Source organism: Gardnerella greenwoodii 00703Dmash, assembly GCF_000263635.1.
GTDB classification, from domain to species: Bacteria; Actinomycetota; Actinomycetes; order Actinomycetales; family Bifidobacteriaceae; genus Bifidobacterium; species Bifidobacterium greenwoodii.
In genome coordinates this window covers 1-12656 of record NZ_ADEV01000007.1, presented here as the reverse complement: position 1 = coordinate 12656, position 12656 = coordinate 1, and the positions used below count along the sequence as shown (strand labels likewise).

Below are 12656 nucleotides of genomic sequence, written 5' to 3'. Positions count from 1 at the left end.
AATATTTTTTTACCTTACTCTGCTTTTAATAGCCTCTTTTATAAACGGAAGCATTACTTCCGACAATCCTTGACCTGTAGGCGCTGCAAAAAATGGCACTCCTTGCAATGTTCCGGCAGCACCTTTTGCTTCTACAACATTTAGATTATCGTCAAACTTTTCAAGTTCCGTTGTAGGAATTTCTGGAATGTTTTCGTCTTCAAAAATATAAGCGCGACGAGAAACACTAAGAGCAACCGCAAAGTCACGCGATAATTTACGTCGGAAATTGTCTACAGTATCTCGCTTATGAAGCTGACGAATACCAACAGCAAGCACTCTGCCAGGATGCTGACGAATAATATTCGCATAAGTACTTGGATCTTTTTGACCGTCGTCGCCAATAAGCACAAAACGCATACCTGGAAAATCATCCATAAGCTGGGTTGCAAACTCCAACTTATGCTGCGGCCCGTTTGGAATAAAAGTTTTAGGACGAGGATCTAAATCTCGGAGCAAAAGAGGGCCTTCAGGAAACTTTTCGCGCTCAATAAAGTGACGAATCGAAGCCTCAACATTCCAAGGAGAAGTTGAAAGATAGAAAAATGGAATATCGTTACGCAAATTAGACAGCGACTGGAAAAACTCCGACATTCCAGCAACAGGCGAACGATGCGCCGGATTCATAATAAGCAGATTGTAGGCGGCGCGAATTGGAGAAGGCGCTTGAGTGACCATAATAGTGTCGTCAACGTCGGAAATAATTCCGATTGGCACGTTGTCATCAATAGCAAACAAGCTTGCTTTAACCGGCTCACGATTTTCAAGCGTGTAAGAAACAACATGACGACCCGGCAAAAGAGCGCGTTCGGTAATCAAATCCAAGTAGCCTGCGCGATCCGAAATACAATATTCAGCACTACCACCGCGAGCTTCTTCCGGCTTGTCATAAACTTCAGAATCGCCGACTTGCGCGGTTTCTACAGGAATATTGTCTATTGATAGCGCAACACGAACACGAACAGCTGGAATCACAAGCATAGCGTAAATACCGCGCTTTAGAGCCGAATGGTGTCCGCGTTTTGGTGCGTACACTGTGCGGCAAATTAAGCGAGCATAGCGATGCGTTCCATAACCAATATACGGCTCTACGCTTGGATACCACCCTAACCGGCGAGCAATGCGAGAAGCAAATCGCATCCATATTCCAACACAAGACGTAATAACACGTCTTACTACGCGCACAAACCAAGGTTTATTGTTGATTTTTTCGTCTTCAGACGGTGCGTCAAAAAGTGTGGCTGTAACGTGTACAGGAATTGGTGTGCTGCTAATTCTACGAGATTGCGAAGGTGCTGCAGGTTGCGCGGCAGCAGGCTTTGAGGGCGCTGCAGAAGTAGCTACATTCTTATCGAATGAGCTAGTTTCATTCCCAGAACCCTCACCCTCATACATGCTCATACGCTCATTTCTCGCGCACAGGGCCATCCGGAGTAGTTCCTACAATCTGCACGATTGTGCCGCGCGGGCAATTCTCATAAATCCAGCGCGCATCCTGCTCGTACATGTTGATACATCCGTGAGAACCGTGATTTGCAGCATCGCCAGTAGCAATACCATCATAATTCCAAGAAGCAGTGTGGAATCCTTCTCCAGCATGGTAATAGCTAACCCAGCGCACATTAGGCGAGAAGTAGGAAGAACCATCGCCATTTCTGCCGCGCATATCTTGAGAAGCGTAACGCAAGTAAATGAAGAACGTGCCAGGAGTTGAATCATCCGCGCCAGTCCTACCGGTGCAAACAGGGAAAGTCTTCACAAGCTCGTCGTTTTTATAAACAGACGCAGTCTGAGTTGACTTATCAACAACAATGCGCATTTCCACAAGCTTTTTCTCAACCGTAAACTTAGTTATTTTTGCAGGAAGAGTCAGCTTAAAATCGTTACCCTTACGCAAAGCCTCAACTGCTTTTTCTGCAGCTGACTTTGCATAAGTGATTTCAACACCATTAGAACCCTTCATGGTTGTGAAAATAAACTTTCCGTCTTTATTGATTGCGTCTTCCTGATTAACTTTCTGCTGATTAAGCTCTTTAGGAAGTGCCTGAGATAAGAACTCGTCTGCTTTATCTGTATCAACAGTGTATGAAAGCTTACGACGCGTAGTATCAGCTTTTACAGTAATCCAAGAAGCAAGAACTGTTTTAGGAACAGTAAAATCTTTTCCATCGCCGTTATTAAACGTAATTTTTTTCGACAGCAACTTATTTAATTCGTCAACAAGTTTCTGCGCAGCATCGCGCTTAATAGGAGCTTGAGTTTTGCGAGAAGTAACTGAAACTTTTAAGCTTTTACCAGGATGAGCCAGTAATTTTTTCACCGCTTCACGCACGGACAAAGTTTCAATAGTGCGGCCAGGAATACCATCTTCTACAACGTAAGACTCGGAATTCTTGTCGAATTTTGCGCTGTAAGGAACGGCACGATCGCGCTCGCGAACAAACCTAGTAAGCACATACGAATCCATTGCAGAATGATCAACCTTAGCTTGCAAACTAACAGTCTGCTGAATCCAAGGCATAATGCGAGTGAATAAATTATTATGCTTAGCTTGCATAATTGCTCGCACAGTATTTGGCTGATTGATTTTTACACCAAGCTCGCCCAAATCTGCAGTAATACTGTTTCCGCGGTCGTCCTTAATAACCAAAGAAGACGCATCCACGGCATCGCTTACAACGCGCTTTACGGAATCCTCTTTATAACCCGTAAGATTACGCGCAACAGAAACATCTCCAAAATTAACGCCTGGAGATACGCGATCGTGGAAATACCACTGTAAAGCAAAGAATGCTACAGCGATCAAAATAACAAAAACTAGAAGAGAATAAAGCAATGCGAGCGCAGAACGATTGCCGTGATTAGCTGAGCCTGTCTTCGCTCCGTTAGCGCCACGGCCCCCTCGATTGCCATCTTTACTATTTCTGCTGCCGCCATTTTCGGGCGTAGATTTAGAATCAGGTGTTACAGCCTTAAAAGTGTCTGTTTCTGTAGAATCTGCAGAATTGTTAATAAGTATTTCTTGTACAGAAAGACCGCTGTCGAATGAATCCTGATCTTCGTATTCGTCTGCAACTTCACCAAGATTTTCGGCAAGAGTTTTTTCATCATTATCGGCAGATTGATTATCTACCTGATTCTGCTCGACTTGCGCAAAAGCAACTGTGTCGTCGCTTGCGTCATCAGGCGTATGACCCGGCATTTGATTGAAGGGATCTTCGCCTTCAGGATTGTGCTGCATATCAGTCATATTAATAACCTCTGCTCAATAATTGTACGCAAAAACACGCTCGTACAGTCTATCACTAGCGACGCACGAAATTACAGATTGCTCTACAAACGCTGCACTGCCGACAATAAAGTCACCAAAGCAGAAGCAACCTCATACGGATGCTCAGTAGCGCTGAAATGTCCACAATCTTCAATAACCGTAAAATCAACATGCTGTGAAGAAGTCATTGCCTCGGCCATTGGTCGCATAATTTCAGGCGCACTAGAAGGATCCAAAGTGCCGCTAATAACCGCAGCCGGAGCTGTAATCAAAGGCAGCTGATCTTCCATGTCCGGACGGCAAGCTGCCATGCGCTGACGCCATGCCAAACCTTCAGGCTTCTGATCATGAATCCAATTTTCAAAAGTATGAATAAACTCAGGCGACTGTTTAACCGTAGAATCTTTTTCGGTTGCGTGAGCAAAATGCATAACAGGTTCAACCGTTTGGTCGCGCTCGCAAACATCTGCAATTTCAAGACGCTTAGCGCGTGCTTGAGGAGCGTCAACGCAGGCCCGAGTATCACATAAAGCAATGCCGGCAACAGCTTTAGGAAGAAGACGCTGAACGTCCAAAGCCACATAGCCGCCCATAGAAAGACCAACCCATACAGCGCGCTTAAAGCCCAAATCGTTAATAAGCTTTACATAAGATGCGCTAAGAGCGTCGAGAGCGTGAGCGTAATCAGCCTCGTTAAACTCAGAGCTTTCGGCTTTTGGAGTCTCGCTCAAGCCGGCACCAACCATATCCGGAGCAAAAATAGGAACGTCATGCTTTAACAAGCCGGATTCAAGAGCGGCATCAATTTGTGCGTTCAAAGAATCTGCACAAGCATCCCACATGCGGTGATCAACCGGAAAACCGTGGATTAAAACGATTGGAACAATATTGGAATTGTTTGAATCGTCAGAATTTTTTACATCTCTATAAACCGTATTGTGCAACTGAAAAAGTGAGCAATCCTTAAAAGAATCGCACTTATTATTTGCGTTATTAAAAGCTTCACACATAGTGCCTAATAATAGTCTTAGCCAATAACACAAATGTGTAAAAAACGTAAATATTCACAGTATTAAGCAAAATTTATCGTATCAATAGAAATAATGTGCAAGAATAGGGGGTATGCCAATTATGCCTATTCAAGCAACCATTGCACTTATGGTGATTGTTTTTGCGCTAGTTATTGCGCCATTCGTCATCATGATTGTTACGCGCGCCATGAAACGGCATCATTTAGCGAAAAAACTCGCAAAACGACACGGCGACTCCGTGCATTACGCGTTTATTTTAAATCCTTCAAAGCCGCAGGCAGAATCTTACCGCGAAAGTATTCAAAATTATTGCAACGAGCACAAGCTAACTTACGAAATAATCGACACGCAGCTAGATAAAGACGGACGCGAGTGCGCTTTAGATGCACTTTCCAACGGAGCTAACGTTGTTGTGGCAGTTGGCGGAGACGGCACAGTTAGAACAGTTGCGAGCGCAGTAAGCGGCAAAGGGCATGCGATGGGAATTATTCCTATTGGCACCGGAAATCTTTTTGCAAGAAACATGGGCATACCTGTAAACGATGTGGAAGCTGCGTTGCGCGTGGCTACTTCGCACGGGTCCAGGCAGGTTGATGTTGGACGCGTAACAATTCTGGACAATCCAAACGAAGACCACGGCCACGCGTTTTTGATTATTGCTGGAATTGGCTTCGATGCGCTTATGATTGACGACACCGACCCGAAGCTAAAGAAAAATATTAGTTGGCTTGCTTATTTTGTGGCCGGAGTTAAACATTTGTTTATGCCGAAGTATCGCGCAACCGTAACTTTGCAAAGATCAAACGGCGACGAAAGCGTGCTAAAAGGACTCACCTTCCGAACACTTATGGCAGGAAATTGCGGGCAAATTCCTATGTTCTCGCTAATGCCAGAAGCAGCTTACGACGACGGCGTACTCGACTTTGAAATTATTGACACTTCGGGCGGATTGATTGGCTGGGCTAATTTATTCCGCGGAGTAGTACACCAAACCGTAACCGGGCACGCGCTACAGCAGGAGTCACTTTCAGCCGGCTCAAGAATTGACCAGACGCAAGGATTTAGTGCGGAAGTGCAGTTGGAAAAAGCGGCGCCAGTGCAGGTGGACGGCGACATTTTGGGTTACACAAAACATTTGCGATTCACTGTTGACAAACAAGCACTGTGCGTGCGCGTGCCAGCAAGCGTAAAAACCAGCGTTGCTGTGAGTGAATAATATAAAATACAAGCGCCGTGGCAAAATAAAAAATTATGGTAGCAAAAAATGCGGGAATGCCCGCCACCCCAGAAGATCTAGTCGACGTCGACGCTTTGGTTGGCGCCTACTATGATGAAGTTCCAAATTCCAATATTCCAGAACAACGCGTGATTTTCGGCACGTCCGGCCACCGTGGTTCCGCTTTAAAAACTTCGTTTAACGAAGCTCATATTGTGGCAATCACCCAAGCCATCGCCGAATATCGCAAGAAAGCTGGCGTAACAGGCCCACTTTACATCGGCCGTGACACGCACGCACTTTCTGAGCCTGCTCAAAAAACCGCAATCGAAGTTTTGGTTGCTAACGGCGTTCACGTTCGCGTGGACTCTCGCGGCGACTTCGTGCCAACGCCTGTTGTGTCCCAAGCTATTTTGACGCATAATCGCGCAGCCGACGGCACTCAGCGTTTTAGCGGCGACGGCTTGGCAGACGGCATCGTCGTCACCCCTTCGCACAATCCTCCAACCGACGGCGGTTTTAAGTACGATCCTGTAACCGGCGGCCCTGCCCCTGCAGACGTAACTAACGCAATCGCAGCTCGCGCAAACGAATTGCTCGACAACTACAAGTCCGTAAAGCGCGTTCCATTCGAAGAAGCAATCAAGTCTGACTTAGTAGAAGGCTTCGATTACCGCGAACATTACGTAAGCGACTTGGCGAACGTAATCGACTTCGACGTGATTCGCTCCAGCGGCGTGCGTTTGGGAATCGACCCACTCGGCGGCGCAAGCGTAAATTACTGGCCACTTATGAACGAAAAGTACGGCCTTAACATTGGCGTTGTTCGCCCAGAAGTTGATCCAACTTGGCGATTCATGACCATTGATCACGACGGCAAGATTCGTATGGATCCAAGCTCCCCTTACGCAATGAAGGGCTTAGTTGACCAGCTTAACGCCGGCGCTTGGGATAAGTACGATTTGGTTGGCGGCACCGATCCAGATGCTGACCGCCACGGTATTGTGTGCCCAAACTGGGGCGTTATGAACCCGAACCACTACATTGCAGTGTGCGTGGAGTACTTGTTCGGCGGCGCTCGCCCAGATTGGCCAAAGAACACGGCAATCGGCAAGACGCTTGTGTCTTCTTCCTTGATTGACCGCGTGGCTGCTTCTATTAACGCAAAGCTCGTGGAAGTACCAGTTGGATTCAAGTGGTTCGTTGACCCACTCTTTAGCGGCGAAGTTGCTTTCGGCGGCGAGGAAAGCTCCGGAATGAGCTTCTTGCGCAAGGATGGTCGCGTTTGGACTACCGATAAGGACGGCCTGATTCCAGACTTGCTCGCAGCTGAAATTACCGCAAAGACTGGCAAGAACCCAGCTCAGCTTCACCAAGACCAGGTTGCTCGCTTTGGCGAAAGCTGGTACAAGCGCGTTGACACCCCAACAACGCTTGAGCAGAAACAGAAGTTTGCAGCTCTAAGCGGCGACGACGTAGAAGCAACCAAGCTTGCTGGCGAAGATATTACCGCAAAGCTTACGGAAGCTCCTGGAAACGGCGCAAAGATTGGCGGCTTGAAGGTGACTACCAAGAACAACTGGTTCGCTGCTCGCCCATCTGGCACCGAAAACATTTACAAGGTTTACGCAGAATCCTTCGTTTCTCCAGAAGCACTTGACAAGGTGCTTGAAGAAGCTACTGCCGTAGTCGACAAGGCTTTAGCGTAACGTAATAATCTCACGTAGGAATATTAATAATCTTACGTAAATAAAAACTAATTGCGCTGGTTGCAATTTGCAGCCGGCGCATTTTTGAAAGGTTTGCCATGATAGTTGTTTCTACAGACGGTTCCGCATTAGGAAACCCGAATGGTTCAATGGGTTGGGCATGGGCAGATCACAGCTTAGAAGCTGGAAGCACTAGCGAGCACCATCACACCGGCAACGCGGACGCTGGAGGCGCAACTAACGGCACGAATCAAATCGGAGAATTATGCGCTGTTTTGGAAGCTTTGCGCGCGCACCCAGGAAGCGAGCCTCTTACAATCGAAACTGATTCACAATACGCAATCAACTGCTCAACTACGTGGATTCACGGATGGAAAAAGAACGGTTGGAAGAATTCCAAAAACGAGCCTGTTAAAAACGCGGATTTGATTCGCGCAATTGACGCGGAACTTACTAAGCGCGAAGGATCAGTAAAGTTCGTGTGGGTTAAAGGTCACGCTGGAAACGCTGGAAACGAAAAAGTTGATACATTAGCGCGCACATACGCAGAAGATTGCCGAAGCGGCGCAAAAAGCGGATACTTGCCTTTAGAAGGTTGGAAGTCGCTACTTTCTTCGCCATACGCAAGTGGAACTGACGTTCCGCAAGACGCAAAAGATCTAATGGAAAATAAGATTTCTTGCGAGGATTACCATATTGGGCGCGCAGTTGGAGAAGATACAAACCCAGATTTTGCTAAAAATAGCAGCGTTATAGACGCGTCTAAAATTGCCGAAAATACGGAAGATACTACGCAAAAATCAAACGAAGCAGACGAGCTAAACGAATCAAACGAAACGCACGAGGCGCATGAAGCACACGAGTCAGAAATAAAGACCGAAAACAAGACCGAAAACAAGACGCAAATAAAGCCGCAGCCAGTTCAAGGATTAAGCGTTTCTGGCGTGCTGCAATTTACTCCCCCGCCAAACACAAGCCCAACTTTTAACGGCCAGCCGCGTTTTATTTCCGGCACAATTAACATAAGCGGCTATGTGCAGCCCGACGGCACACTACACTTTACTCCAACCGCCTTCTACCTGAATCAGTAAGGCAAAAAAGCCATAAAAATCTTGGCAAAGACTAATATGGAAATGTACGAAAACGAGGCACGCATAAAAGCATAAGCGCCTCTCCCGCAAATGCGATGGAAGTTCATCGACGAACTCGGGAATAACAAAACATAAGAAAGCAGGAATAATGGATAAAGCACAACAAGACGCGCTTAAAAAAGCAGCCGGCATTGAAGCCGCAAAGATTGTGAAGAACGGCATGATGGTTGGCCTCGGCACCGGCTCCACCGTGCGCTTTTTGGTAGACGAACTTGGCCGCAGAGTTAAAGAAGAAGGCTTAAGCTTCACGGGAGTTACCACTTCTCGCCGCACGCAAGAGCAGGCAGAAGGCTACGGCATTAAGATTCTAGACATTAACGAAGTAGACCACATTGACGTTACAATCGACGGCTCCGACGAAGTCGATAAGAACTTCAACGGCATTAAAGGCGGCGGCGCAGCTCTTCTTTGGGAAAAAATTGTGGCTATTAACTCCGACCGCATTGTGTGGATTGTTGACGCAAGCAAGGTAGTTGATACAATCGGCAAGTTCCCACTTCCTGTTGAGGTGATTCCATTCGGCTCCGCGCAAGTGATTCGTAAGTTTGAAAAGCGCGGATACAAGCCAGTTTTGCGTCTTGACGCGGATGGCAAGGAAGTGCGCACCGACGAGAACAACTTCGTGGTTGACCTGCACATGGAGCGCATTGAGCATCCGCAGGAGCTTGCGAAGGATTTGATTGAGACCGTAGGCGTTGTTGAACACGGCTTGTTCTTGAACATGGTTGACACCGTAATCGTTGGCGATCCTAACGGTCCTCGCACGCTTACCAACCCAAATAAGTAGCCGCGAATAAGTAGCGCAACTAAGCAATCGCAAATAGAGTCAGCATTTTACTGGCTCTATTTTTTTATCGCAAAAAATCTCAAATCTCACCACACGAATATTTGCAAGACAAGCCGCGAAATATATAAATAAATAAAAAAGCGCCGGAAAACCGACGCTTTATAAAAAGTATTTACGTGCCTAAACGTTCAGACACGCATCAACGCATAAGCATAATTACTTGCGCTGGTGACGAGTCTTACGCAGCAGTTTGCGGTGCTTCTTCTTGCTCATCCGCTTGCGGCGCTTCTTGATGACAGAACCCATCTGAAGCCTCCATTCCTATGTAAAGTGTGCAACTTGCCTAATGTTACACCGTTTTGACGACTTTGGACAGTGCCGTCACAAAGAACAGTGCTTTTTGAAGAAATTTACATTGGGAAGCTGTGATAAAAACGCTCTACAGCTTGCTTTGAACCAGTTACCTCAAAAACAGCAGTGTCGTTTTGCCATAATGCACTAGCCTGAGTTTTATCATTCTCATCAACGCGAAGCACATAGCTGCCAACCGTTTTACCAGCAACTTGAATCTTACCGCTTGCAACATCCGAGCCCTTAAGACCGTCGAGCAATGCTTCGTATTGCTTATTTGCAGAATCACGATTCGACCATTGCGCAACAGTTAGCGAAACCTCACCATCGCTCTGACCAGTTGAATACTTTACGCTATATTCTTCCAGAGGCGACGATTCAGTCCAAGTTGCGCTAGGAATTGCGTCAACTCGCGCAAAATCAAGAACACTATCCGGCATAGACTTCAACAAAGCTGTTGAAGAAACCGGCAAAGCTTTAGCAGGTATAGATGGTGTTTTTGGTAAAGCAACATGATTTTTATTTGCAGAATTATCGTGATTAAGCGCCCAACCCGGCCACACGAAAGCTGAAAGAAACGCTAAAATAACCACTACTGCTGCAGATGTAACTACAACTAATAATTTGTGATGTGTTGATCCATTAGCATTTGAAACATTCATATCCGACATACTTGCATTATCTCACAGCACGATGACGCGTAAGTCTGCAATGCTGCTTTTTTGAGGCTTTATAAAGCACAGCGCGTCATTGTCGCTAAAGACATATAGCGTCTAAATATGGCTAGTAAATCTCCCCTGCACTATTTATGCTCCGAATGCGGATGGAGCGGGTCAAAATGGTATGGACGCTGCCCGGAATGTGGCGAATGGGGCACAGTAAACGAGTTTAAAGAAGCGCGCGTTAGCGGGCTTTCAAAAACCACTCGCGCTTCGAGGATGACGCGCGCAGGAAATGCTGTAAATGCTAGAAATGCGGCAGCAAACGCAGGATACTTTTCAGCCAACTCAAGCAACTCAGCCAACGCAATAAACGCAATAAACGCATCAGTTGCAGCTCAGCCGATGAGCGAGATTGAAGCCGACGATGCGCTTCGTATTCACACAGGCTTTGGCGAATTTGATCGCGTTTTAGGCGGCGGTCTTGTGCCTGGTTCAGTAACTCTTATTGCAGGAGAGCCTGGAATCGGAAAATCAACTCTTCTTTTAGAAGCTGCTGCAAATATTGCAAAACAGGCAAAATTAAATGGAAATCCTCCTGTTTTATACATTTCCGGCGAAGAGTCAGCCGCTCAAGTAAAGTTGCGTGCATCGAGAATTAACGCCGTAAACGACTACTTGCTTCTTGCAACAACCGGAGACTTAGACACTGTTCTTGATCTTATTGAAGCACACAGGCCAACGCTGGCTATTGTTGATTCTGCTCAAACAATTGTTGCTCGAGACGTTGAAGGCATTACCGGCGGCTCCACTCAGGTGCGCGAAGTTGCGAGCGCTCTTATTGACGTTGCTAAAACGAATAATATTCCAGTTATGCTGGTTGGCCATGTTACTAAAGACGGCTCTATTGCAGGTCCTCGCACTCTTGAGCATTTAGTTGATACAGTTTGCCAGTTTGAGGGAGATTCGCAGACGGCTTTGCGCATGCTTAGGGCTGTTAAGAATCGTTTTGGGCCAACTGACGAAGTTGGCTGCTTCGATATGAGCGGCGAAGGAATTGAGGAAGTTCCGGATCCTTCCGGACTGTTTTTGTCTTCTACAGAAAACAATAATCAAGGTAAAAATTCGCAAGATGGCACAAACGACGGCACTTGCGTTACTTTTACGCTAGAAGGACACCGAAGCTTACCTATTGAAATACAAGCTCTTGTAACACAATCTGCACTCCCAACCCCTCGTCGCGCAGTTTCTGGGGTTGATGCAAACCGTATTGCAATGCTTACGGCTGTTTTGTATCGTCACGGAAGAGTTAATTTACTTGCAAAAGACTTGTATGTTTCTACGATTGCCGGCGCGCTCGCAAAAGAGCCTTCGTGCGATGTTGCGATTGTTGCCGCTTTGGCAAGCGCTGCCAGCGGAAAAGCCGTAGCTGCAAAAACTTGCGCAATTGGTGAAATAAGCTTAACTGGTCAAGTGCGTCCTGTTCCTAGAATGGAGCCGCGCTTGCGAGAAGCGGCCAGAATAGGATACAAGCGCGCTGTTGTGTGCCCGCTTCGTAAGAAAATTAATATTCCAGGATTGCAGATTGTTGAAGCGCGCAACGTTCGAGATGCGTTGCAAGCTCTTGGGTTGTAAACATTCGCTTCGCCGAGCTGAGCTGAGCTTAACTTATTTTATTTTAGCTTAGTTTAGCTTAGCCGAGCTTAGCGAAGCGAATATTCAAGTGTTGCGTTTAAAGAATTTCACTTGTGTTGCATACTGTTATAAGCGGCGTAAAAAGCTCCATAGTTTTAAGAGCCAGCTTATGATTTTCCGGAGTGCTTCCTGCGCAAGCATCCGCAGCAACTCGCACAGCCACGCCATTATCCGCCGCAGCTAAAGCTGTTGTTAGCACGCAACAATCCGTTGCAACTCCGCAAACTGTTATTTTGCAGCAGTCACCTAATGCGGCTTTAAGCTCCGCACCCCACTTGCCGAAAGTTTCGCACGTAACTACAGTGTGACCTTCCGCAAGTTCTGCTGTTTCTGGCGTAAAGTCGTACATTGGGTCGTTAGGTTTTACAAGGAATTGCGGCCAATCCTTAAAATAGTCAACCCAAGCATTTTCCGGCTTAAGAGGAGCTACGTAACGCGTGTAAATTACTCGGTTACCGTAAGCTTTTGCAAGTTTTTTGAAAGCTTCAGTTGTTGAATCGTAGGTGTGATCTGCGCACGCCCAAGTTGACCAGTCGCTTTCGCAAAAAACGCGCTGCCTGTCGATTACAACTAACCATTCGTCTTCTTTAATCATTTGAATATCCTCTTTTATTTCAGATTATTTCAGATTATTTTTATTCTGCAATTTCAGTGGTTAATAAATCTACTTCGCTTGCCGGCAAATCCGCTTCCTGCTTAGCAATATCTTTACGCTGGAAAATTAAAGAACCGACCAAGCCGATTAGT

General features: G+C 46.5%; 11 protein-coding genes. 5 read left to right on the top strand and 6 right to left on the bottom strand.

All coding sequences use genetic code 11. The features are described 5' to 3' along the window. Positions 1-9: 9 nt before the first annotated feature. From NG78_RS03395 to NG78_RS03405, 3 genes are all read right to left on the bottom strand, one after another. The gene (locus tag NG78_RS03395; RefSeq protein ID WP_004134358.1) at positions 10-1434 is read right to left on the bottom strand and encodes an App1 family protein; all 1425 of its coding nucleotides are present in this window, start codon (positions 1432-1434) and stop codon (positions 10-12) included. A 10-nt stretch (positions 1435-1444) separates the two neighbouring features. Continuing rightward, entirely contained in the window at positions 1445-3289 is a 1845-nt protein-coding gene (locus NG78_RS03400) for a L,D-transpeptidase (RefSeq protein WP_004134357.1), read from the bottom strand. 83 nt (positions 3290-3372) lie between these two features. Continuing rightward, entirely contained in the window at positions 3373-4320 is a 948-nt protein-coding gene (locus tag NG78_RS03405) for an alpha/beta fold hydrolase (protein ID WP_004134356.1), read from the bottom strand. A 112-nt stretch (positions 4321-4432) separates the two neighbouring features. Here NG78_RS03405 and NG78_RS03410 point away from each other — a divergent pair, with 112 nt between their 5' ends. The 4 genes from NG78_RS03410 to rpiA all read left to right on the top strand — a co-directional run bounded on the left by NG78_RS03410 (position 4433) and on the right by rpiA (position 9204). Beyond that, positions 4433-5557, top strand: coding sequence for a diacylglycerol/lipid kinase family protein (locus NG78_RS03410; RefSeq protein WP_004134348.1), 1125 nt, complete (start codon positions 4433-4435; stop codon positions 5555-5557). A 35-nt stretch (positions 5558-5592) separates the two neighbouring features. Next, positions 5593-7266: a phosphoglucomutase (alpha-D-glucose-1,6-bisphosphate-dependent) gene (gene pgm, locus NG78_RS03415; RefSeq protein WP_004134346.1), complete on the top strand. Its 1674-nt coding sequence runs from the start codon at positions 5593-5595 to the stop codon at positions 7264-7266. A gap of 98 nt (positions 7267-7364) precedes the next feature. After that, positions 7365-8357 carry a ribonuclease H family protein gene (locus NG78_RS03420; RefSeq protein WP_004134343.1) on the top strand — a complete coding sequence of 331 codons (993 nt, stop codon included), beginning with the start codon at positions 7365-7367 and terminating at the stop codon, positions 8355-8357. 148 nt (positions 8358-8505) lie between these two features. Continuing rightward, complete coding sequence (gene rpiA, locus NG78_RS03425) at positions 8506-9204, top strand: ribose-5-phosphate isomerase RpiA (RefSeq protein WP_004105437.1); 699 nt, start codon at positions 8506-8508, stop codon at positions 9202-9204. A gap of 216 nt (positions 9205-9420) precedes the next feature. Here the strand turns inward: rpiA and NG78_RS05990 are convergent, their stop codons facing one another. Both NG78_RS05990 and NG78_RS03430 read right to left on the bottom strand, forming a co-directional pair. After that, positions 9421-9510, bottom strand: a complete 90-nt coding sequence (locus NG78_RS05990; RefSeq protein WP_004268639.1) for a 30S ribosomal protein bS22 — start codon at positions 9508-9510, stop codon at positions 9421-9423. Positions 9511-9614: 104 nt separating this feature from the next. Then, on the bottom strand, positions 9615-10217 hold the full coding sequence (locus tag NG78_RS03430) for a hypothetical protein (RefSeq protein WP_373276889.1): 603 nt from the start codon (positions 10215-10217) through the stop codon (positions 9615-9617). A 117-nt stretch (positions 10218-10334) separates the two neighbouring features. Here NG78_RS03430 and radA point away from each other — a divergent pair, with 117 nt between their 5' ends. Next, positions 10335-11849, top strand: a complete 1515-nt coding sequence (radA, locus tag NG78_RS03435; protein WP_032837755.1) for a DNA repair protein RadA — start codon at positions 10335-10337, stop codon at positions 11847-11849. 97 nt (positions 11850-11946) lie between these two features. Here the strand turns inward: radA and NG78_RS03440 are convergent, their stop codons facing one another. Next, a complete protein-coding gene (locus tag NG78_RS03440) occupies positions 11947-12504 on the bottom strand; it encodes a cysteine hydrolase family protein (protein WP_004134336.1) in 558 nt (185 codons plus the stop codon). Positions 12505-12656 lie beyond the last annotated feature (152 nt).